General features: G+C 42.1%; 23 protein-coding genes. 3 read left to right on the plus strand and 20 right to left on the minus strand.

Annotated features, from left to right (window positions below):
• Window positions 1–30 precede the first annotated feature (30 nt).
• From NYE32_RS07740 to NYE32_RS07750, 3 genes are read left to right on the plus strand one after another with little or no spacing between them, the layout of a single operon-like run.
• Window positions 31–726, plus strand: a complete 696-nt coding sequence (locus tag NYE32_RS07740; RefSeq protein WP_339156975.1) for a hypothetical protein — start codon at window positions 31–33, stop codon at window positions 724–726.
• The gene (locus tag NYE32_RS07745) at window positions 695–1,423 is read left to right on the plus strand and encodes a hypothetical protein (RefSeq protein WP_339156976.1); all 729 of its coding nucleotides are present in this window, start codon (window positions 695–697) and stop codon (window positions 1,421–1,423) included. Before NYE32_RS07740 ends, NYE32_RS07745 begins: the two co-directional genes overlap by 32 nt.
• Complete coding sequence (locus tag NYE32_RS07750; RefSeq protein ID WP_048673843.1) at window positions 1,392–2,093, plus strand: hypothetical protein; 702 nt, start codon at window positions 1,392–1,394, stop codon at window positions 2,091–2,093. Before NYE32_RS07745 ends, NYE32_RS07750 begins: the two co-directional genes overlap by 32 nt.
• Before the next feature lie 99 nt (window positions 2,094–2,192).
• On the opposite strand, the gene NYE32_RS07755 is transcribed toward NYE32_RS07750, so the two are convergent.
• The 20 genes from NYE32_RS07755 to NYE32_RS07850 form a co-directional block, all read right to left on the minus strand.
• The gene (locus NYE32_RS07755) at window positions 2,193–3,047 is read right to left on the minus strand and encodes a cysteine ABC transporter substrate-binding protein (protein WP_070579596.1); all 855 of its coding nucleotides are present in this window, start codon (window positions 3,045–3,047) and stop codon (window positions 2,193–2,195) included.
• Between the two features lie 43 nt (window positions 3,048–3,090).
• Window positions 3,091–3,849: an amino acid ABC transporter ATP-binding protein gene (locus tag NYE32_RS07760; protein ID WP_073950352.1), complete on the minus strand. Its 759-nt coding sequence runs from the start codon at window positions 3,847–3,849 to the stop codon at window positions 3,091–3,093.
• Window position 3,850: 1 nt separating this feature from the next.
• Window positions 3,851–4,528, minus strand: coding sequence for an amino acid ABC transporter permease (locus NYE32_RS07765; RefSeq protein WP_002891585.1), 678 nt, complete (start codon window positions 4,526–4,528; stop codon window positions 3,851–3,853).
• A complete protein-coding gene (locus tag NYE32_RS07770; RefSeq protein ID WP_214256875.1) occupies window positions 4,488–5,168 on the minus strand; it encodes an amino acid ABC transporter permease in 681 nt (226 codons plus the stop codon). The genes NYE32_RS07765 and NYE32_RS07770 overlap by 41 nt, the downstream gene beginning before the upstream one ends.
• A gap of 316 nt (window positions 5,169–5,484) precedes the next feature.
• Entirely contained in the window at window positions 5,485–5,844 is a 360-nt protein-coding gene (locus NYE32_RS07775) for a hypothetical protein (protein ID WP_339156977.1), read from the minus strand.
• Between the two features lie 88 nt (window positions 5,845–5,932).
• A complete protein-coding gene (locus NYE32_RS07780; RefSeq protein ID WP_339156978.1) occupies window positions 5,933–6,685 on the minus strand; it encodes a hypothetical protein in 753 nt (250 codons plus the stop codon).
• A 108-nt stretch (window positions 6,686–6,793) separates the two neighbouring features.
• Window positions 6,794–7,840: a D-alanine--D-alanine ligase gene (locus tag NYE32_RS07785; protein ID WP_037599211.1), complete on the minus strand. Its 1,047-nt coding sequence runs from the start codon at window positions 7,838–7,840 to the stop codon at window positions 6,794–6,796.
• Window positions 7,841–7,976: 136 nt separating this feature from the next.
• Window positions 7,977–8,180: a copper chaperone CopZ gene (gene copZ / locus NYE32_RS07790; protein WP_002891592.1), complete on the minus strand. Its 204-nt coding sequence runs from the start codon at window positions 8,178–8,180 to the stop codon at window positions 7,977–7,979.
• 74 nt (window positions 8,181–8,254) lie between these two features.
• Window positions 8,255–10,483, minus strand: a complete 2,229-nt coding sequence (locus NYE32_RS07795) for a heavy metal translocating P-type ATPase (protein WP_201059337.1) — start codon at window positions 10,481–10,483, stop codon at window positions 8,255–8,257.
• Between the two features lie 3 nt (window positions 10,484–10,486).
• Complete coding sequence (locus NYE32_RS07800; protein WP_037599213.1) at window positions 10,487–10,918, minus strand: CopY/TcrY family copper transport repressor; 432 nt, start codon at window positions 10,916–10,918, stop codon at window positions 10,487–10,489.
• 728 nt (window positions 10,919–11,646) lie between these two features.
• Complete coding sequence (trpA, locus tag NYE32_RS07805; protein ID WP_004183217.1) at window positions 11,647–12,429, minus strand: tryptophan synthase subunit alpha; 783 nt, start codon at window positions 12,427–12,429, stop codon at window positions 11,647–11,649.
• A gap of 3 nt (window positions 12,430–12,432) precedes the next feature.
• Window positions 12,433–13,641: a tryptophan synthase subunit beta gene (gene trpB, locus NYE32_RS07810; RefSeq protein ID WP_002891598.1), complete on the minus strand. Its 1,209-nt coding sequence runs from the start codon at window positions 13,639–13,641 to the stop codon at window positions 12,433–12,435.
• Window positions 13,638–14,219 carry a phosphoribosylanthranilate isomerase gene (locus NYE32_RS07815; RefSeq protein ID WP_013991048.1) on the minus strand — a complete coding sequence of 194 codons (582 nt, stop codon included), beginning with the start codon at window positions 14,217–14,219 and terminating at the stop codon, window positions 13,638–13,640. The genes trpB and NYE32_RS07815 overlap by 4 nt, the downstream gene beginning before the upstream one ends.
• Window positions 14,206–14,973, minus strand: a complete 768-nt coding sequence (gene trpC, locus NYE32_RS07820) for an indole-3-glycerol phosphate synthase TrpC (RefSeq protein ID WP_002891600.1) — start codon at window positions 14,971–14,973, stop codon at window positions 14,206–14,208. Before trpC ends, NYE32_RS07815 begins: the two co-directional genes overlap by 14 nt.
• Window positions 14,970–15,974, minus strand: coding sequence for an anthranilate phosphoribosyltransferase (gene trpD, locus NYE32_RS07825; protein ID WP_064524247.1), 1,005 nt, complete (start codon window positions 15,972–15,974; stop codon window positions 14,970–14,972). The genes trpC and trpD overlap by 4 nt, the downstream gene beginning before the upstream one ends.
• Window positions 15,975–16,064: 90 nt before the next feature.
• Window positions 16,065–16,631 carry an aminodeoxychorismate/anthranilate synthase component II gene (locus tag NYE32_RS07830; protein ID WP_070655476.1) on the minus strand — a complete coding sequence of 189 codons (567 nt, stop codon included), beginning with the start codon at window positions 16,629–16,631 and terminating at the stop codon, window positions 16,065–16,067.
• Complete coding sequence (gene trpE / locus NYE32_RS07835) at window positions 16,628–17,983, minus strand: anthranilate synthase component I (RefSeq protein WP_064520730.1); 1,356 nt, start codon at window positions 17,981–17,983, stop codon at window positions 16,628–16,630. Before trpE ends, NYE32_RS07830 begins: the two co-directional genes overlap by 4 nt.
• Window positions 17,984–18,059: 76 nt before the next feature.
• A complete protein-coding gene (locus NYE32_RS07840) occupies window positions 18,060–18,341 on the minus strand; it encodes a chorismate mutase (protein ID WP_070575524.1) in 282 nt (93 codons plus the stop codon).
• 591 nt (window positions 18,342–18,932) lie between these two features.
• Window positions 18,933–19,283 (minus strand): PBECR2 nuclease fold domain-containing protein, encoded by a 351-nt coding sequence (locus NYE32_RS07845; protein WP_070655470.1) that lies wholly within the window; start codon window positions 19,281–19,283, stop codon window positions 18,933–18,935.
• 94 nt (window positions 19,284–19,377) lie between these two features.
• Window positions 19,378–21,726, minus strand: coding sequence for a cation-translocating P-type ATPase (locus NYE32_RS07850; RefSeq protein ID WP_339156979.1), 2,349 nt, complete (start codon window positions 21,724–21,726; stop codon window positions 19,378–19,380).
• Window positions 21,727–21,734: the final 8 nt, after the last annotated feature.

A 21,734-nucleotide genomic window follows, 5' to 3' on the forward strand; every position in this document is an offset into this window, starting at 1 on the left:
TTGTTACAATGGTTGATGAGAGGATTAGGCATGACAAAGAAAAAATTAATCACTCTCTCTAAAGGAGAGGAAAATATAAATAGCGACTGCCAAAGTATTGAAGAACCTAAAGGATGGCGGTTTGATTGGAGAAAGATCATCCCACTAGAGCCAACATCTGAATTGATTATCTTAGTGCTGCTTGCACTGCTTTGGGGTGGCTTTTATTATTATGATCATTATACAGTCAATGAAGATAACATATATGGTCTCTGGCAGTCTAATCATCATAAGTTAGCGATTTCCTATAAGCATATTCAGAAACGAGGAAATATCGACTGGCAAGTCGTACAGGATGGTAAGTATATTATCTATGCTGCTAGAACTCGCCCGGTCAAGCGGCTTAATGACGGGACTCTTCACATGGAGCTCTACACTGTGGAAGGCTACCTGACAGACCTACCTACCAAGGACGGCTTCAGCTACATAGATTTCTATCTTCGCAAAAACAATTATCTTACCTATGATGGCGAGTCCTACAAGCGTATCAATTCTGGAAACAAGACTATCACTTGGAAAGATGGTTCTACCAGCCCTTATGGTGAACGGAAAACCAACCTATCTACAATTGTTCAAACTATCTATCGTGGAATTTTGGGACTGGGCTTCTTTCTTGTTATTTTAGAGGCTCGGCAAAAGAGGAGAGAAAAACTCAATGAAACACCAAACAAAAAGAAAATACGTTGACCGAAAGAAACTCAATCGAAAGTATCATTCACAAAAAGCATATCGAAAAGAACAAAAACGCAAAACGGGATGGCGAGCACGTTGGGGTAAATTCAAAGACCGTTTAGCCAACATTGTTGGGATATGTTTCCTACTCATGATACCGATTTTCATCGTCTATATGATTTTCTTTGACGATGGGGTTTCTAAAGATGGTATCTACGGTCTGTGGCAATCTGAAAATCATCAGCTTGCCATATCATATGAAGATGGTTCAAAGGGAAGTAAGCGTGATTGGGATATTGTTCAAGATGGAAATATCCTCATTAAAAATGCACGCGTTGATGATATTAAACGCTTAGAGGATGGGACCCTCTACATTGAAGTTTACGCTGAGGAACGCCTGTTTTCAGACCTTCCCACAAAGAACGGCTACAACTATTTAAATATGTATGTCCGTAAAGACAATTATTTGACCTATGATGGCGAATCCTACAAACGGATTGATGATGAAAACAAGAGCATTACCTGGAATGATGGTTCAAAATCCCTTTATGGTCAACGAATAACCTTGTTTGATCGTCTGAAACCTTATATCGTATTTGGAATTATTGGTTCTATGATTTTGTATGTCATTTTTGTCGATTGGAGAATAAAAAGAAATCTAAAAAGGAAAAATAGGCTAAATGAGGCATCAACTAAAGAGAAAATACGCTGACCGACAGAAAATTAATATAAGTGACCATTCACAAAATGAATATCGAAGAACACAAAAGTACAAAACTGGATGGCGAGCACGTTGGGGTAAATTCAAAGACCGTTTAGTCAAGATTTTGAGTATTTGTTTTCTAATCATGGTACCTATAGTCAACATCTATATTAGATTCTTTTATGATGGTATCAGTGAAAATAGTATCTACGGGCTATGGCAGTCTGAAAACCACAAGCTTGCTATTTCCTATAACGAAGGAGGAAGAAGTCGTAAGTACGATTGGGAGATTGTACAAGATGGAAAACTCCTTATCAAAAATGCTCGAACTCAGAAAACTAAAGGTCTTAAAGATGGAACCATTTACATTGAAGTTTACGCCAAGGAAAGTCTGTTTTCAGACCTTCCCACAAAGCACGGCTATAACTATTTGAATATGTATGTACGGAAGGATCATTATTTGACTTATAATGATGAGTCCTACAAAAGGATTGATGATAGGGACAAAATCATTACTTGGAAAGATGGCTCTACCTCGGTCTATGGAGAACGCAAAACTTTTTTTGATTATATTGACTCTTTTCTTTTTTGGGGAATGGTGGAAACCGCTTTCTTGTCAATTATTGTCATTGGGTGGAGAAACATAAAAAGCAAAAAGGTGAGAAAAAAATCACCCTAAAACAAAACAACCACTCCTGCTTATATCTAGCTCAGCTAGAAGCAGGAGTGGTTGTTTTATTCTTGTTAAGCAAGACTTCCCCTTAGAGAGGAATTAGTCTTATTTCACTTCGCCACCTTCAACCACGAGATCATCAGCTTTAGCTGCATCACCGTAAGTTGGGTGAAGTGTTTTTTCATAATCTTTGTGGAAGAAATTCTCTTCGCCAAGTTTCTTAATGTCTTTATTGATAAAGTCAAGGAGTTCTTTGTTACCTTTTTGAACGGCTGGGGCAATCGTATCTGGGTCACCAAGCGATGTGATTCCAACTTCGTAACCTTTATTTTCTAGAGCCCAAGCAAGAACTTCTGTATTATCTGTTGAGAAGGCATCGCCACGACCATCAAGGAGGGCTTGGTAAGCGTCGCTATATTGGTCATACTTTTGCAATTTGATATTTGGGTAGTTCTTTTCAAAGTAAGTTTCAGCAGTTGTCCCCTTAGTAACAATCAAAGTCTTACCTTCAAGCTCTTTAACGTCCTTAATGACCTTGTCTTTAGGTGACACCACACCGATTGAGACTTTCATATAAGGAAGAGCGAAGTCCACTTGTTTCTTACGTTCATCAGTTACTGTGAAGTTGGCAAGCGTAATATCTACCTTGTTTGAAATCAAGAATTCTGCACGGTTGGCCGCATCTACTGAGACGTATTTAGGTTTAACACCCAAGTCTTTAGCCAAACGGTTACCAAGTTCAATATCGTAACCTTGGTAAGCACCCTTGTTATCTACATAACCAAAAGGTTTCTTGTCCGCAAAAACGGCGATACGGAGTTCACCACTCTTCTTAATTTCTTCAATAGTACGTGCTTTGGCTGTTGATTTACCAGAGCTACTGTTACTTGAGCAAGCAGTCACTGCCACCAAGGCAAAGACGAGAGCTAATAGGGCAAAAATTTTCTTTGTTAATTTCATAAATATCTCCTAAAATATTATATTTTTTACTAAAAACAATGGGTTACAAATAGGCACCAAACTGGCTGAAGTCAAAGACATTGAGGAACTCTTGAGCTCGCTGTGTCTTTGGATGATTGAAGAATTCTTCAGCAGTCCCTTCCTCAGCGATGACACCCTTATCCATAAAGATAATACGGTCAGCGATGGCACGCGCAAACTGAAGCTCATGGGTTACAATCAACATGGTACGCCCTTCTTGAGCGAGGTCATTGATTAGTTCCAGGACCTCACGAACCATCTCAGGGTCAAGCGACGCCGTCACCTCGTCAAAGAGGATAACTTCAGGATGCATGAGCAGTGAACGGACAATGGCTACACGTTGCTTTTGACCACCCGACAGTTGTCGCGCAAAGCTATGCTTCTTGTCCAAAAGTCCCACACGGTCCAAAAGTTTCTCAGCCTCCACAATAACCTCTTCCTTGTTACGCCCTTGAGCTTTGACCGGCCCCAAAATCAGATTTTGCAGGATGTCCAAATGCGGGAAGAGGTCATAACTTTGAAAGACCATTCCGATTTTCTGACGAATCAGGTGAAAATCCTTCTTGCTACCAGTGATAGACTTGCCATCCAGGAGAATATCCCCTCCTTGGATGGTCTCCAAGCCATTGATACAACGTAGCAAGGTCGATTTCCCACAACCTGAGGAACCCAGGATAACAACGACTTCACCTTGTTTAACATCCAAGGAGATGCCTTTGAGAATCTCATTGTCCCCAAAGGACTTTTTCAAATCCTTGATTTGTAAAATGCTTTCTGTCATCTTAATTCCTCCAACGATTTTCAAGATAAGTAGACAGCTTAGATACTGGGTAACAAATGGCAAAATAAAGAATCAAAATCGTGCCATAAATCCAGAAAGAAGCTGTTGGAATAGTCAGGCGGTTACTATCAATAATCTGCTGACCAACCTTGGTCACCTCAACTACGCCAATCAAAACCACCAAGGACGTAGTTTTAATCATACGTGTCACCAGGTTAATAGCCTGAGGCAACAAGCGACGCAAGACTTGCGGAATAATCACATAGGTATAGAGTTGGCCATTGGTCAAGCCAAGGGCCCTTCCGCTCTCAAACTGGTGTCTAGGTAGCGACGTGATTGACCCACGCACCAAATCACCCATCTCAGCCGTTCCCCAAAGGGTAAAGACGATAATAGCCGATAGCTCGCCTGAGATATTGATGTTAAAATTCCTAGCCAAACCAAAATAAACAATGAAGAGCAAGACTAACTGGGGCATGATACGAATAAATTCCAGATAAATACGTGACAAAAAACGTACAATCTTGGATTTCGAAGTCATGACAATTCCAAAAAGGGTTCCTAGTAAAAGGGACAGAAGCACCGAAACGATGGAAATTCCAATAGTTACGCCTAAACCTTGTAAGATACGTAGGAAATTATTCCCCTGAAGAAGAACCTGAAAGCCCGAATCCTGCATAGCGTAACCTCCTTTCAATCCAACTAAAGACTAGAGAAATCGGTAGCAACATCAAGAGATAAGCCACCACCAACATGCCTAGAGCCACATCGGTTTCGTAGTAAAGACCAATCAAATCCTTGGCTACATACATCAAATCCGCCAAGGCTACCGCTGAGAATACTGACGTTTCCTTGATAAGGAAGATGACGTTAGCACTAAATGACGGCAACGCCACAGCTACTGCCTGAGGAAAGACCACATAGCGAAAGACTTGGAACGGCGTCAAACCAATAGACAAGCCCACTTCATGCTGGGTCTGACTAACGGCCTCTAGACCACTTCGGAAGGACTCCGCCATATAGGAACCACCCAAGAAAATCAAACCTACCACAGCACAAGCCTCTGACGATAGAACCAAACCTATACGAGGCAAGCCAAAGTAGAGAAAGAAGAGCTGAATCAAGAGCGGCGTATTACGAGATAGCTCAATATAAGCCGTCGAAAGCTGACTCAAAACCGGCACTCGATAATGACGAATAACACTCACCACCAAGCCCAAAAGGAAGGAACCAAGAATCCCCAGAACGGCAATATGTAAAGTTAAAAAGAATGCCTTCTGATAAAAGGGCAAATACTGTTGAACAATGGACCAGTCCAAAACTTACCTCCTCAAAACAAGATACAAAAGGCGTAGAAAATTCCGTAAGCACTCACTGACATCAACTTCTAGCCCTTTGACTTCACTCGCCTCTGGTAATCATTGCGATACGCAAATCTTCATCAAACACGAATGAATTGCTCTATTTCATTTGAAACGTTAGATTTATTCTACCACCTGTTAGATTATTTGGATAATATGTATTTTTTATCAGCGTGATAAAGAAAAGATATAAATAAAATCTAGATTTCTGTAAAGAAAAAAACACCTCAGTCTCAGGGATTTCTCCGAGACTAAGATGTCTGTGTTCTAGATACTATTTATTAACAGTCAATACTCCAATTAATAATAAAACTACTTGAATAGGCTGAAGGAAAACGGATTTAGGGTCAAACGGAGTATGAGAAGCTATGATTCCTATAAATGTCAATAAATAGACAACAAATGCCACACAAAGAAGAGCTTTTTGTCCCATTTTTATTCCAAAATGAATCATAATTACTGGAAAAATAAGCCATGCAATAGTAAACCCTGCAAAGAGAAGGAGGAAAACAAAACCAATTATACCACCTACTAGAAAGCCACTTAACATAAAAATAAGATTCAAAACTCCTATGAAATAGGCAGTCCAAAGCCATGGAGACTGAAATGCCATTCCACAAATAAACTTATCCATGAACCCAAAGACTTTACCAGTCTTAGCAGGTTCTTCAACAACTTTTGATTCTCTATCAAGGTGAGTACCAACCTTTCTTTCCCATAACCTAACTAAAGCAGCCCCAATACCACAAAGTCTTAAGAAAAGATATATGGAAAGACACATAAAAAAAAAGATTTGACGTACTTAAATTATGAGTCATTGTTATACCTAAAACCAACTCGCTCAACGAAGACATAATAAATAGTATGGAACAAGTGATAAGACTTAGATATTTTTTATTAGATAGTAAAATGACAAACAACAACAACCTTACCACTCGTAATGCTATAACAAGTAAATCAACCGTTGTGTAATAAATTCCCCCATTGCTTGAGACCGCATTTATCAGAGAGTAATTTGTGCTAAACTCAAGGACAGTCATACCTAATCCCACAATTATTGCCGAAGATTGCCACCCAAGTCTACTTTTCAAAGAATCAAAAATATGCTTACGTTCAAACTTACTTAATATAAAACAAATCAAGATAAAGCATATTCCACCCATAACTGCCAAAAATATCGATTTATGATCCACTAATGAAGTTGGGAGAAACCAAGCCAATAGATGACAACAGCCTAGAAGTCCTATCGTCATAAGCCCCTCGACATCTATACGTAAGTCTTTGAGCCTATGAATAAGCCATAGTATCAACAAATATAGTGGCATTACATAAATCAAAGCTAAAAAGATAGGTGATAGATAGGAGTTTGAGTTGTTTTGTTTTTCTGCTAAGACTTGCACATTGGCAATAAAGTTTGGAAGAAAAAGTAAGCTCTCAAAAAAGAAGAGTATACGATACCAGGCTATTCTAGACATATCAATTACCTCACTTTCCTTAATTACAGTTAGTTAATTACTAGTTTAATTGAGAGTATAAAAAGGTAGAGGTTAAACTCTACCTTTTTTGCATAATTTCCAATATGCTTAAATCAAATGGCTTTCACGTTTTTCGAACATTTCTTGTCCCAAGGCTACCAATTCCTTGATAAGGTCTGAGTAAGAAAGTCCCATATTTTCCCAAAGTAGTGGGTACATTGACCATTGAGTGAAACCTGGCATGGTGTTGAGCTCGTTAAGGTAGATGGCTCCATCCTCTGTCAGGAAGAAATCACAGCGAGCAAGACCACAACCACCAAGAGCACGGAAGGCCTTGGCTGCATAGGTACGCATTTGCGTCATGACTTCTGCAGGCACGTGAGCTGGGATGTCCATGGTAATCTTATTGTCAATGTATTTAGCTTGGTAATCATAGAAAGCCACGTCTTTGACCACTTCACCTGGATCTGTCGTTTTGACAGTTGTATTTCCAAGGATACCAACTTCGATTTCACGGGCAACCACACCTTGCTCAATCAAGATACGGCTATCATATTTGAGAGCCAGATCAATCGCTGCACGAAGCTCCGCTTCGTTTTCAGCTTTCGAAATCCCAACAGATGACCCCATGTTAGCAGGTTTTACGAAAACTGGGAAGGTCAATTTTTCAAGCGTCTCTGCTACTGCTGCTTCCAAATCTTCACCCTCGATGTAGACTGTGTAGGCAACCTGAGGGACACCTGCAACTTCAAGAATATGCTTGGTCATAATCTTGTCCATAGCCACACTTGATGACAAGACATTAGTACCCACGTATGGCAACTTAAGGGTTTCGAGGAAACCTTGGATAGATCCATCCTCACCCATAGGTCCATGGAGCACAGGGAATACCACAGCGCCTTCCTCATAAATATCGCTTGGTTTGATAACCTGACTAGCCACAACTGTGTCATTAGTCATGAGCTTCTCATCATCACTTGGTGTTTCTGTAAATTCTTGTGTTTTGATGAAATCACCAGACTGAGTGATAAAGTAGGTTTTAACCTCAAATGCGCTGTAATCCACCGCACGCATAACACTCTCAGCTGAGAGCACAGACACTTCACGTTCTGCTGAACGTCCACCGTAGAGAAGGATAAGGGTTTGTTTAGACATAGGTATACCGTTTTCTTTTCTTGATTTTCTAGTCTCAGTTTTGAGAACATAATTACCTTAATCATATCACAAAAGGAAGGGATTTTCAAAAAGATTATAGGCAAAAAAACAGCCTAATAGCTGTTTCATTCCTGTCTTAAATTTCGTCACCAAGCTCGAACTTAGTGCCTTTAAGGGCACGTTTGAGAGACCATTTCCAAGGTTTCCCTTCAATAGTGACTTGTTTGTTTTCGAGGTCAACTTGAACCTTGTCTACACCTTTGACAGCGGAGAGTTTTTCAGTAACGGTGTTAACACAGCCTTGGCATTTCATTCCTGTGATGTTATATGTTTTTGTCATTTTTCTTTCTTCCTTTTCTTTAATTATTTTTTTAGTACACTCCTTTAATGGCGAGAGTTGTAAGCAATCGACACTTAGACTTTGCGACGTTTGAGGCGCAGAGCATTGAGGACGACTGAGACAGAGCTAAAGCTCATGGCAAGTCCTGCTATCATTGGGTCAAGAAGGGGACCTCCAAAGAGGTGGAGGACACCCATAGCTACTGGGATAGACAAGATATTGTAGATAAAGGCCCAAAAGAGGTTCTCTTTAATCGTTGTGATAGTCGCCTGACTAATTTTCAGAGCCTTAACGACATCCATGAGGTTGGGTTTCATAAGGACCATATCGGCACTTTCCATAGCAATATCTGTCCCTGATCCCATGGCAATACCGATATCGGCAGTCGCAAGGGCTGGGGCATCATTGATACCATCACCAACCATGATGACTGATTTTCCTTCTGCCTGAAGGTCGCTAATCACCCTAGATTTCTCTTGCGGAAGCACTTGACTGATAACGCGTTTGATGCCAACCTTTTGAGCGATAGCTTGAGCTGTTTGGTCATTATCCCCAGTCAACATGATGACTTCCTTGCCCATTTGATGAAGGGCTGCCACCATATCTTCACTATCTGCTTTAACCTGATCGGCTACACCAAAGAGTCCAATTAACTTACCATCTTCAGCTAGGAAAATAGGAGTTTGACCATCGGCCGTCAAGCTTTGGAAATCAGCTTGTGCTGAAGTCAAGTCGACTTTTTCCTCAGCCATAAGGGTTTGATTTCCAGCTAGATAAGTTTTACCTGCATAGCTGGCAGTAAGACCTCGTCCAGTCAAACTTGAAAAGTTATCCATCTCTAACAAGTCCAAGTTAGCATTTTCTGCTGCTACAAGGATGGCTTGACCTAAAGGGTGTTCGGACTTGGCTTCCAAGGATGCCAAAAGCTGTAAGGTTGCTCCACTATTGTCATAGGTATAGCTAGAAACCAACTGAGGTTTACCCTGAGTAATAGTTCCTGTCTTGTCAAAAACGAGGACATCAGCCTTGTGAGCTAGCTCGAGCACATCCCCACGCTTGTAGAGAATACCGTGTTCGGCACCAAGGCCTGTACCAACCATGATAGCTGTCGGTGTCGCAAGACCCAAAGCACATGGACAAGCAATAACCAAGACACTAACTGCTACTGTCATAGCGAAGGTAAAGGTTTGTCCCATGACAAAGTACCAAAAGAGACCTGAAACAAGTGCGATAGCCATGACAACAGGAACAAAGATCGCTGACACTTGATCGGCAATCTTGGCAATCGGTGCCTTGGTTTGTTGGGCATCCTCAACCAATTTAATGATTTGGGAAAGTAAGGTGTCCTTACCAATCTTTTCAGCCTCATAAATTAAGCTACCTTGACCATTAATAGAACCTGCAAACACTGGCTTACCAGAGGATTTTTCAATAGGGAGTGACTCCCCTGTAAGCATACTCTCATCAATCGCAGAGCTACCAGAAATTACCTGACCATCCACGGCTATCTTTTCCCCAGGTTTGACCACAATATGGTCACCAAGAACAACCTCATCCACAGGAAGCTTGACTTCCTTACCATCCCGAAGGACGGTTGCCTCCTTGGCTGACAAGTGCATGAGTTTCTTGATAGCTTCTGAAGTTCGACCTTTAGACAGGGTTTCAAAGTATTTTCCTAGAGTAATCAAGGTCAAAATAACAGCCACTGACTCAAAATAAAGTTGGTGGGCGTGATGGGCATGCCCCAATGAAATATGGTAAGTACCATAGAGACTATAAAGAAAGGCTGCCGATGTTGCCAAGGCTACCAAGGCATCCATGTTAGGATGACCCTTGGCCAAGGTACGAAAACCATTACTATAGAAGGAACGGCCCAACCACATGACTGGTACTGTCAAAACTAGTAGCACCAAGGCATAAGTCAAGGCTGCATGGTGAGGAGACAAGAAGTTTGGCACAGGTAGACCAACCATTGGGCCCATAGCAAGATAAAAGAGAGGAATGGTGAAGACAGATGACCAAATGAGGCGCTCACGTACCTTGTGAATTTTGTCTTCTTCACGCTCTTCCTGGCTTTTGGCTGTGTCTGGATTGTAAACTTCAGCTTCATAACCAGCGTCAGCCACAGCTTTTTCAATAGCTTCTGGACTAACCTTATCCCCAGCGTAATCCACAGACATTTTTTCGGTGGTTAGGTTAACCACAGCCTTGTCCACACCATCCAACTTATTAACAGCATTTTCAACATTGGCTACACAGGATGCACAGGTCATCCCATTAACCACAAAGGTTTCTTTTGCCATTTCCTATATCACCTCCATATGATGCCCACAAGCACATTGACCAGGCACACAGTCACAAACCACCTGATCCACAGGTTCTTTTGCTGCAAGCACGGCCTGTAACTTATCCACATCGGCCTGGGTCATCGGCGTCTTTGCCATGAGTTGACCCAACAAATCGCTATGTTTGGTCAAACAAATCTTGTCAAAAACAGCTTCTAAAGCCTGAAAATTCGCCTCATCTTCCCCCAAGCTAGCTTGATAGATAAACCCTCGTCCTTGACGCTGACTAGTTAGGTACCCCTTGTCCGCCAAACGTCCAAGCAAGGTCTTAACTGTCGAAGGCGACCAGTCTAGCTTCTTAGATAGAATTGCTATAATCTCTGAAGAAGTCGCCTGCCCCTTAGCCCAGAGCACTCGCATGACTTCCCATTCCGCAGATGAAATTGTCAGCATGATAGTTCCTTTCTGAATGTTATCATTCGTTTACTTTTGTAGATTTATTTTAACACTGCTGTGGAGATATGTCAAGGGTTTTGTTTACGTTTGTAGATTTATCTTTAAAAAACAAACACCACCTAAGAGGTGCTACACTTTACTAAGATAAGATTGAGTTGACGAGGCTACGTCCAAAATCCCTGCCTTCAACATACAAAAATTTAAACATGCCTAGGTAAATAACAGCCAAATAAATAATCATAAAGAGTATTGCTAGAGCTTTCTTGTGTGATAGAAAGAATGAAAAAATATGATTAATCATGTTCTGTGATGCCTTCTCTTCCTTTCTTTTTAGTTATAAAATCATTCTATAGCTTCCAAAAAGAAAAAAATAGTGACATAAATGTCACTAAACAGGCTTATTCATTCAATACGAGATTTAACTCTCAGCTTAACCCCTTATAAAGATACAAGGCACCAACCACAAGGAAAATCAGTGCATAGTGATTCTCTCCACGATAGAAAAATAGTAATGCTCCTATTAAGAAACAGACTCCTAGCATTACCCTTAATGATACTTTCATTTGTCTACCTTCTTTCTATAAGTAAGATGAAAATAAGAACAAGAGATAAATGTAATTGCCACTCCACACTCATAGTATAATACTGGAAACTAAGAAAATCAAAATATCCCCAAGAATGTTTTTGATGAAAAAACACTCCCCATTTCTGGAGAGCATCATCTTCTATTTTTCAAAATGTGAACCGAATGTAACAAATTCAGCGACTTCTTTTTCCTTACCGTCGTGGAGGTCACGGACGATTTTCGATCCTACGATAACACCGTCTGATACAGCGTTAAAGCGTTTAATGTCTTCCTCTGTTGACACACCAAAACCTGTGAGAACTGGAATGTCTGCATGGGCAGTCAAGTTAGCCAAGTGTTTGTCAAGGTCATCACGGTAATTACCAGTCTTACCTGTAACACCATTAATGGCAACAGCGTAGATAAAGCCTTCTGCACCATCAATCAACTGTTTTTGACGGTCAATACCTGTAGTCAAGCTCACCAGAGGCACGAGAGCAATATCACTGTCTTTCAAATAAGGAGTGATAAAGTCAGCGTGTTCATCTGGCAAATCAGGAATAATGAGCCCCTTGACAGATGTATCTGCCAGGTCCTTAACAAAGGCTTCAATACCATATTGATAAACTGGGTTGATGTAGGTCATGATAACCAAAGGCACCTGTGTTTTTTGTTCCTGAAGCTTCTTGATAATAGCTGTCAAAGTCACATCTTTAGCCAAACTACGTTGTCCTGCAAGTTCAATAACGGGACCGTCAGCCACTGGGTCTGACCATGGAATACCCACCTCAATAGCTGAGACACCACTATTTTCCAAGAGAGCGATAGTCTCAAAGAGTCCGTCTAGGCCTTTAGCGTGGTCACCCGCCATGATATAAGGCACGAAAATACCGCGTTTACTGTCTTTGATAGCTTGTAGGTGTTTTGTTAGTGTTTTTGTCATGGTTTATTTCCCTTCTGCTTCAGCTTCGAAACGTTCTTTAACCTGCATAACGTCCTTGTCCCCACGACCTGAGAGGCAGACGATAAGGCTTTGGTCTGGCGACATCTTAGCTGCCACTTTTTGCGCAAGGGCAATAGCATGGCTAGACTCAAGAGCTGGGATAATTCCTTCCAAACGTGACAGAAGTTTGAAGCCTTCGAGAGCTTCTTCATCCGTAATAGAGTCGTAAGTCGCACGGCCGATTTCGTTGAAATAACAGTGCTCAGGACCAACCCCTGGGTAGTCCAGACCAGCCGAGATAGAGAAGGCTTCCATGATTTGACCATGAGCATCTTGGAGGACATCCATAAGCGCTCCATGAAGAATACCTGGACGACCTTTGGCAAAGGTTGCGGCATGTTTTTCAGTATCAAGACCCAAACCAGAAGCCTCAGCACCATACATAGCTACTGATTTATCATTAACAAATGGGTAGAACATACCGATAGCATTTGAACCACCACCGATACAAGCCATGACGGCATCAGGCAGTTTACCGCCAGAAATCTCTGCGTATTGACGTTTGGCTTCACGACCGATGACAGATTGGAAGTCACGAACAATTTCTGGGAATGGTGCGGGACCAAGGGCAGATCCCATGATGTAGTGAGTATCCTCGATACCTGCTACCCAAGCACGAAGGGCTGCATTTACAGCGTCCTTAAGCACGCGCGAACCATCTGTAACACTGAAAACTTTGGCACCAAGCAACTCCATACGGAAAACATTAAGCGCCTGACGTTTAACATCTTCCTCACCCATATAGATTGTACAGTCCATGTCGAAAAGGGCTGCGGCTGTCGCTGTTGCAACACCGTGTTGACCTGCACCAGTTTCGGCGATGATTTTCTTCTTGCCCATACGTTTGGCAAGTAAAACTTGACCAAGGGCATTGTTAATCTTGTGGGCACCTGTGTGGTTAAGGTCCTCACGTTTAAGATAAATTTGTGCCCCACCAATATGATCAGTCAAACGTTTAGCGTGGTAAAGAGGCGTCTCACGGCCCACATAGTTTTTGAGGAGATCATCCAATTCCGCTTGGAAACTTGGATCTTCCTTGGCCTCACGATAGGCCTTGTCCAATTCAATAACGGCTGTCATCAGCGTTTCTGGAACGAACTGACCACCGAATTTTCCGTAAAATCCTTTTGCATCAGGTTGTTGATATGTCATGCTTTCACTCTTTCTATAAATGCTTTAATCTTATCTAAATCTTTGTGACCATCTGTCTCGACACCTGAGGACACATCCAAGGCATAGGGATGGAAAGTTTCCTTGGCCTCTGCCACATTGTCCACAGTCAAACCACCAGCGATGAAATAGACCTGTTCAATCTGCTTGTCCGCCAAGAGTTGCCAGTCAAAGGTCTGACCACTACCAGCAATAGGAGCATCAAAAAGAAGATAATCCGCCTGGCTCTTGACTTGAGACTCACTATCCGAAATCTGAATAGCTCTAATAACTGGTACTGATATCTTTGGAATCAGAGCTTCATCAAAAGTTCCATGAATCTGAACGATATCTAAGGGAACCTGACTAATCGCTTCTTCCAGTTCTTCAAGACTAGGTGAAACAAAGACACCGACGATTTTTGTCTGGCCTGTCACCCCTTTAGCCAGCCCGTGAGCTTGTTCAAGACTCACTTGACGCTTGCTTTTGGCGAACACAAAGCCAATGTAGTCAGCACCTGCTTCAACTGCAGTTGCTACTGCTTCTGGTGTCGACAGTCCACAAATTTTAACCTTTGTCAATTTGCAACTCCTTGACCTTTTCAGCCACATTGTCAGCCGTCATAAGGGCAGTTCCTACCAGAATCCCATTAAAATATGGGGCAACTAGGGCAGCATCCTGACCTGTGAAAATAGCTGACTCAGAAATATAAACAGGCTTGTCCTTGAAATGCGTTGATAACTCAAGACTGGTATTGATATCTGTCTCAAAAGTCACCAAATTACGGTTGTTAACACCGATAATCTCAGCACCAATACGATGAGCCACTTCCAATTCTGGCAGATTATGCGTTTCAACCAAGACTTCCAAGCCAAGGCTAGTCGCAAAATCATAGAGCTCCTTGAGACGAGCTTCTGGCAAGGCCGCTACAATCAAGAGAATGACTGTCGCTCCCGCATTACGGCTACGCACAATCTGTTTCTCATCAATAATGAAGTCCTTAGCCAAGGTTGGAATAGCCACCTCTGACGAAATTTCTTTCAAATAGGAAATATCACCCTTGAAGAAAACCTCGTCCGTCAAAACAGAAATCATGGCTGCCCCATTTTCCTCATAGGTCTTGGCCTGAGCCACAATATCCACATCCAGGTTAATATCACCCATACTTGGACTAGCTTTTTTCACTTCAGAAATAATTTGCAGCTTGTTTTGATTTGACTTGAGAAACTCATAAAGACGATAGGTCTGGCGCAAGGGTTGCAAGTCTTCCATGACCAACTGGGCCACTTCTTTTTCTTTTTGTTCTAAGATTGTTGGGAGAAAGGCTTTACTCATACTTGTACCTCTTGGAGTTGGTGAAGTTTCTCTAGGGCTGATCCGTCCGCAATCAATTGGCGAGCAAGCTCAACGCCTTCTTTAATGGTCTCAACCTTACCATTGGCAAAGAAGCCAAGACCTGCATTAAGCACTGTTGTTTCAAGATAAGGACTGGCTTCATTTTTCAAGACACTAAGGAGAATCTCTGCATTTTCCTTAGCATCACCACCTGTGATATCAGACAACTCAACCTTTTCCATACCCAAATCTTCATAAGTGAAAGTGTGTTGGCTGATGTGACCATCTTCCAAAAGGGTGTAGGTGTTAGTGCCATAGAGAGCAGCTTCGTCCATATTGTCAGGACCTGTGATAATAACCGCACGTTTACGTCCCAACTGTTGGATAGCATTAGCAACAATCTCTTGCAATTCCACACGGTAGAGGCCCATAAGTTGTGTCTCAAGGTCAAGCGGATTAGCCAGTGGTCCGACCAAGTTCATAATCGTTGGAATTCCAAGAGCTTGGCGAGCTGGACCGATAAAACGCATGGCTGGGTGCATGGTTTGGGCAAAGATAAAGGCCAAACCAACCTCATCAAGTGCTTTAGATAGGGTTTCTGGCGACGCCGAAACGTTGATTCCAAGGGCTTCAAGGACATCTGCCGAACCAGATTTAGAGGAAATCGAACGGTTACCAGCCTTGGCCATACGAATACCACCTGCTGCTAAGACAAAGCAAACCGTTGTTGAAATGTTAAAGCTATAAGACTGGTCCCCACCAGTTCCACAGTTACACATAGCATCTGTGAAGGTCTCAGGCAAGACCGTCGCATGCGATTTGAGAGCACGCACGATACCTGTGATTTCATCTGCTGTTTCTCCCTTAGTTTTAAGTCCCATAAGGAAGGCAGCGATTTGGCTTTCTGAGACTTCATTTTTGAGAATGCGGTCAAAGACTGCTTGGACTTGGTCTTGAGACAAGTCTTGTCGGTTTGAGATTTGTAGGAATATTTCTTTCATATCTGTTTTCCTTTTAAAAACGGTTCAAAGTTTTCTGATGCACGAGGAGATGTTTTGAGCGTAGACCAATCTAGTCAAAAGACTGTCTAACTAGTCTGCAACAATTTTCACGAAATTTTCAACCATCTTGAGCCCATCTGGACTTCCGATGCTTTCTGGGTGATATTGCAAACCGTAAATTGGTAGCTCCTTATGTTGAATGGCCATGATTTCTTGATCATCAGTTGTGATAGCTGTCACATCAAAGCCCTCCGGCATTTGGTCAACAACGATGGAATGGTAACGCATGATTGGGACATCATTGTCAATATCTTTGAAAATTGGCGATGGCGTTTCAAAAGTAATATTGCTTTGTTTGCCATGCATCACATTCTTAGCCAAGCCAAGTTTCCCACCAAAAGTTTCCGCAATAGCCTGGTGCCCCAAGCAAATTCCCATCATCGGTTTTTTACCAGCGAAATCCTTAATCAAGGCTTCCATTTTACCCGCATCAGCTGGCCAACCTGGACCCGGTGAAAAGACTAGCCCGTCAGCTTTTTCTGCCTCTTCATAGAGAGTCTCATCATCGTTACGCAAGACTTTCACCTCTGTAAATGTCCCTAGGTATTGTGCCAAATTATAGGTAAAAGAATCATAGTTATCAACTAATAAAATCATTGGGCATCTCCTATTCTTGTCATAGCTTTCGCCTTGTTAATCGTTTCGTAAAATTCATTCTCAGGAACACTGTCATAGACAACACCTGCACCTGCCTGAACATAGGCTTTTTGATTTTTGAGAATCATAGTACGGATAGCAATGGCAAAGTCCATATCTCCTGTCGCAGACAGATAACCAATAGCTCCCGCATAAATACCACGTTTTTCCTGTTCAAGCTCATAGATACGACGCATAGCACGAATCTTAGGCGCTCCTGACACGGTTCCAGCTGGTAGGGTTGATTTAAGAGCATCAAGGGCTGTCAACTCAGGCAAGAGTTGCCCTTTGACCACACTGGTAAGATGCATCACATAGCGGAAATACTCAACCTCCATATACTTAGTCACCTTGACCGTACCATTTTTGGCAATCTTACCAATATCATTACGTCCCAAGTCAACCAACATACGGTGTTCCGCAGTTTCTTTAACATCATGTGAGAGTTCATCCGCCAAGGCAGCATCTTCAGCCTCATTGGCACCACGAGGACGAGTCCCAGCAATCGGATTGGTGACCACCTCTCCATTTTTCACTGAAACCAAGCTCTCTGGGCTAGCACCAATCACCTGATAATCTCCAAAATCATAGAAATAAAGGTAGTTTGATGGGTTGGTCACGCGCAAGTTACGGTAGTAATCCAAAGGATCCCCCTCAAAGTCCGCTGAAAAGCGTTGGCTAAGCACGCATTGGAACATATCTCCCTCACGAATGAATTTCTTAGCCTTAGCTACCATATCCATGAAGACCTCTTTTTCGATATGATTTGAAAATTGCAAGGCTTGTAAGGCTTGAGGTGTAAACTCGTTTGGCGCCTGAGTCTGGAGGTCCGTTACCACCTGACCAAGAGCCTGACGCACCGCATCGTTGTCACGACCAGAGTAGATATTGTCCTCAACCACATAAACCTTTTCCTTCTTGTGGTCAAAAATTAAATAAGACTCGTAGATGAAGAAATGCATATCAGGTGTTCCAATCGTATCTTCAGGAATCTCACCGATATTTTCATAGAGACCAATCATGTCATAACCTGCAAACCCGATAGCACCACCTGCGAAAGGTAGGTCAGACTTGATGCCCTTGACTGTTACTTGGTCCAAGTATTCGAAAGGATCCTGATCAATCGCCTTACCATTTTCATAAAGAACACCATCCTTGAAGGTTACTTCAAAGACCGGATTGTAGGCAACAATAGAAAAACGTGCATTTTCCTTCTCACGAGGAATGGATTCAAGGATAACCTTATGTTCCCCCTGAACACGCATATAAGCCAAGATTGGTGTTAAGGTATCGGCTGGTAAAATTTTTCTCATAGTATTTCCTTTCAAACTGGTTTATCGAGAGTAATAAGACTGATACAAGACTCCTTTATAGGATGTATCGGCACCATTATTGTTCTTTATTCACTTTCTCTTCCAAAGCAATAAAGGCTTTAATCATGCTTCTCCAAACACTTTCAGCCACATCTGGCGATAAGCCAAGCTCTAGTGCCTCCTTGCGACGGTTAGCTATGACTTGAGCAACACGATCATTCGCCCGGACTGCGGACTTATCTCCTTTGGGCTTCAGCCGTCCTGCCTTTTCCACAAGTATTTGACGTTGGGCCAGGAGTCGAATTAACTGACTATCAATATTATCAATATCACTTCGAATATCGTTTAATGCATCCATAATACCCAACCTTTCATTGAATAATGAAATAATACTCCTTTAAGGTAAATAGACCTTTAAAGATAAAAGTAAACAAAAAACCTCACAGAGAAAAACTCTGTGAGGGCATTAAATCTAGTTTAACACGGTACCACCTCAGTTAATGGTCTCAAAAAACGACCATCATCTCTATCTCCTCTAACAAGGAGTTGCACGGTAAGGGGTGCCAACCGAGAAGAATATGTGTTACCTTCTCATTATCATCCAATCAGCCCAATGTTCGCTCATCTCGATTACCTACTCACAATCACCGCAGGCTCCCTGAAAATCTAAGACCAGTTACTTTCTGATTTACTAACTATTGTACTCCTTTTTAAAAAGATGTCAAGAATTTTCTGTTAATTTTGACAATTCCCCTCCTATAAGATTTGTCTAAACCTAATCCAGAAAGTGAGATAGTCTTGTCCCTAAGCTACACAAAATAAAAAAGCCCCCAAAGGGACTTCTTGGTTTGATAAACAACGGCAGGGTGACAGTCCTGCATCTCTTTCAGACCCGAAGGTGCGGCGGCTGCCTCTTCCGCCCTCGTTGTTACTTCTTAATTATATTATATCACATTTTCTTAGCTCTACCAGCATTTAGATAGTTTTTCAGCTTAGAATCTTTAATCACAAACATGGTACGGACATTAAGTTTATCACATAATCTGACAGCTACCAAAACATTACCATCAATACGTTTGATGTATTCCAAGGACTGGCCATTAGGATGGCGACCGATATAGTCCGGATGAGCAATAATCTCTGGAATCCGTTCATAGGTAGCATCAAAATCACTGAATTCCTGGCGATGTTTTTCCATATGCTTCTTACGTTGTGCAGACAGCGTGATTTCTTCACCAGGCTTGTAGTCCAAATCAAAAGTTTTAATGACTTTTGGCGTCAAGTGACCTACTATTTTCATGCTTCTATTGTACCACACCTCATACACATCAAGGCTTTTCCTACTGTTCAGCTATCAAAAAAACTCAAGCCTGTTACCAAGCTCGAGTTTTGCTTTATGCTTTTTGGAAAGCACCTTGTTTATAGCTAATCCAGAAGAAAAGCGGTGTACAGATAGCCATTGCAACCAGATAGATTGGCAAGGTATAGCTATTAAGTGTCGAAATCTCAATCACATCTCGAAGATAGTAGGAGCTGATTAAGAAGCCAAAGACTGAGTAAATAATCAAGGCCACACGCCCCTTATTCAACGGAATACAAGCACGAATAACGGCAAGGACACCCGTTGATCCCATCATATAGTAAGACAGCGTCAGCATATCCGTATTGCTCATGCCAAGATAGACCTGAGAGAGATGGAAAATAAGAACACTGATAACCAGCATCAAGGCATTAGGAATAGACAACTGGAGCGAACGTCTGAGGAAATGTTTCTCAACAGGACGAATATTACGCTCAAAGGTTAAAATAAACGGTGGAAAACCTTCGATAAATTGACCCGCCAAAGTCATCTGAACTTGAATAAAAGGGAAGACCAAGAGGTACTCTGCTTTACCAAAAACAATACTGGCAATACAGATAAGCCCCAAAAGGAAGGAATAAACAGTTTTAATGAGGAAAATCGGTGCAATGTGGGCAATATTATTAACCACACGGCGTCCCTCAAATAGAATTTCAGGAATGTCCTTAAACTCAGAATCCATAAGCACCAAGTTGGCAATCTGACGTGTTGCAGGATCTCCCTCTGCCATAACAATCGAACAATCCGCTTCACGCAGTGCCAAGATATCATTGACACCATCACCAGTCATAGCTGTCGTATGCCCATTGGCATTAAGGGTTTGGATTAACAACTTTTTCTGGTGCGGAGATACACGACCAAAAATCGCAGTATCCTCAGCCAAAGCCTCCAATTCCTCATCGCTGACCTTAGAACAGTCAATATAGCTTTGATAGTCGGCAAAACCAGCTTGATGAGCAATATGAGAAACCGTCACTGGATTGTCACCAGAAATAATCTTAAGGGTCACATCTTCTGAACGCAGGTATTCCAGAGTTTCTGCAGCATCCTCACGAATAGGATCGGCAATTTCAAGTAAGGTCAAAGCCTCGACGTCATTCGGCAAAGTCATGGTCTCTGTATCAACACCTGACTGACTCCAAGCCAAAATCAAAACACGAGACCCCCGTGCCTGAGCCTGATCAACTGCTTTAGGATTTTCCTTAAGAAGCATCTCAGGTGCTCCCAAAAAGAGAGTTCCAAGCCCATTAACGCTCACAGCACCCCATTTACGATCGCTTGAAAATGGAATAACGTCACCTACCTGATAATGATGTTCCAGACCCTCATAAGCATTTCGAATAGCCTGAGCTGTTGCATTTTTATCCTTGCTATGTTGCATATAAGCCGCAAGCAAACGCTCCAACTCCTCTTTCGTAAAACGCTCTGACAGTAGTTCCAGACCTTTAACTGTCATCTTTCCTTGTGTAATCGTCCCTGTCTTATCTAAACAAAGCACGTCTACACGGGCCAAGGTTTCAACAGAGTACATCTCTTGCACCAGGATATGTTTCATCCCAAGTTTAATGACAGCCGTCAAAAGAGATGTAATAGTCAAAAGGGCAATTCCCTTAGGCAACATTCCCAGAAGAGCTGTCGAACTGGTAACTACCGACTCTTGAAGGGAGAGCTGTTTAATCAAGTAAGCCTCAAAAAAGAGCGCAAGCCCAAACGGTATGACAATCTTTCCCGTAAACTTAGCAATCTTGTCCATATTATAAAGAATACGGGACACGATTGGCTTATGATTCTTGGCCTCTAGCATGAGCTTGTTAGCGTAATTGTCCTCGGCTACATGAATGACTCTGGCATAGACCTGACCACTCACAAGATAAGAACCGGAGAGCAACTCCTTCCCATCTTTCTTTAGAATGTGATCACTCTCACCAGTCAGCATGGCCTCGTTAAGCTCGGCTATCCCATCAACAACCACGGCATCACTAGGAACCTGCTCACCCGCAGACAAGAGCATGACATCATCCAAGACAATATCCTTAGGATCAATAGAAACAAGCTGTCCATCACGCACCACACGAATCTGATCCTTATTCATGAGATTGAGCTTATCAATCATGCGACGGGCACGCAACTCCGTCATCATCCCCGTAAAGGCATTAAGCACAATAATCCCAAAGAAAAAAAGATTAGACCAAGCCTGAACAGCAATCAAGGCCACAAAGATTGCAAAATTGAGCACATTAAAGGAGTTAAAGACATTACGCCTAAAAATCTCCCAATTGCTGGAGCCAGTTTTTGCTTTAAAATGATTTGTTTTACCGGCATCTATCCGCCGCTTGACCTCCACCTGCGTCAAGCCTTGTAACTGTTTTTTCATAACTTTCATAGTAGCAT

This window comes from Streptococcus sp. FSL R7-0248, from assembly GCF_037967965.1.
Taxonomy (GTDB): Bacteria; Bacillota; Bacilli; order Lactobacillales; family Streptococcaceae; genus Streptococcus.

Excerpts from the sequence above, each read along its gene's own strand:
- NYE32_RS07740 (WP_339156975.1), top strand. The coding sequence starts at position 31 with ATGACAAAGAAAAAATTAATCACTCTCTCTAAAGGAGAGGAAAATATA.
- NYE32_RS07745 (WP_339156976.1), top strand. The coding sequence starts at position 695 with ATGAAACACCAAACAAAAAGAAAATACGTTGACCGAAAGAAACTCAAT.
- NYE32_RS07750 (WP_048673843.1), top strand. The coding sequence starts at position 1,392 with ATGAGGCATCAACTAAAGAGAAAATACGCTGACCGACAGAAAATTAAT.
- NYE32_RS07755 (WP_070579596.1), bottom strand. The coding sequence starts at position 3,047 with ATGAAATTAACAAAGAAAATTTTTGCCCTATTAGCTCTCGTCTTTGCC.
- NYE32_RS07760 (WP_073950352.1), bottom strand. The coding sequence starts at position 3,849 with ATGACAGAAAGCATTTTACAAATCAAGGATTTGAAAAAGTCCTTTGGG.
- NYE32_RS07765 (WP_002891585.1), bottom strand. The coding sequence starts at position 4,528 with ATGCAGGATTCGGGCTTTCAGGTTCTTCTTCAGGGGAATAATTTCCTA.
- NYE32_RS07775 (WP_339156977.1), bottom strand. The coding sequence starts at position 5,844 with ATGGATAAGTTTATTTGTGGAATGGCATTTCAGTCTCCATGGCTTTGG.
- NYE32_RS07780 (WP_339156978.1), bottom strand. The coding sequence starts at position 6,685 with ATGTCTAGAATAGCCTGGTATCGTATACTCTTCTTTTTTGAGAGCTTA.
- NYE32_RS07785 (WP_037599211.1), bottom strand. The coding sequence starts at position 7,840 with ATGTCTAAACAAACCCTTATCCTTCTCTACGGTGGACGTTCAGCAGAA.
- copZ (WP_002891592.1), bottom strand. The coding sequence starts at position 8,180 with ATGACAAAAACATATAACATCACAGGAATGAAATGCCAAGGCTGTGTT.
- NYE32_RS07795 (WP_201059337.1), bottom strand. The coding sequence starts at position 10,483 with ATGGCAAAAGAAACCTTTGTGGTTAATGGGATGACCTGTGCATCCTGT.
- NYE32_RS07800 (WP_037599213.1), bottom strand. The coding sequence starts at position 10,918 with ATGCTGACAATTTCATCTGCGGAATGGGAAGTCATGCGAGTGCTCTGG.
- trpA (WP_004183217.1), bottom strand. The coding sequence starts at position 12,429 with ATGACAAAAACACTAACAAAACACCTACAAGCTATCAAAGACAGTAAA.
- trpB (WP_002891598.1), bottom strand. The coding sequence starts at position 13,641 with ATGACATATCAACAACCTGATGCAAAAGGATTTTACGGAAAATTCGGT.
- trpC (WP_002891600.1), bottom strand. The coding sequence starts at position 14,973 with ATGAGTAAAGCCTTTCTCCCAACAATCTTAGAACAAAAAGAAAAAGAA.
- trpD (WP_064524247.1), bottom strand. The coding sequence starts at position 15,974 with ATGAAAGAAATATTCCTACAAATCTCAAACCGACAAGACTTGTCTCAA.
- NYE32_RS07830 (WP_070655476.1), bottom strand. The coding sequence starts at position 16,631 with ATGATTTTATTAGTTGATAACTATGATTCTTTTACCTATAATTTGGCA.
- trpE (WP_064520730.1), bottom strand. The coding sequence starts at position 17,983 with ATGAGAAAAATTTTACCAGCCGATACCTTAACACCAATCTTGGCTTAT.
- NYE32_RS07840 (WP_070575524.1), bottom strand. The coding sequence starts at position 18,341 with ATGGATGCATTAAACGATATTCGAAGTGATATTGATAATATTGATAGT.
- NYE32_RS07845 (WP_070655470.1), bottom strand. The coding sequence starts at position 19,283 with ATGAAAATAGTAGGTCACTTGACGCCAAAAGTCATTAAAACTTTTGAT.
- NYE32_RS07850 (WP_339156979.1), bottom strand. The coding sequence starts at position 21,726 with ATGAAAGTTATGAAAAAACAGTTACAAGGCTTGACGCAGGTGGAGGTC.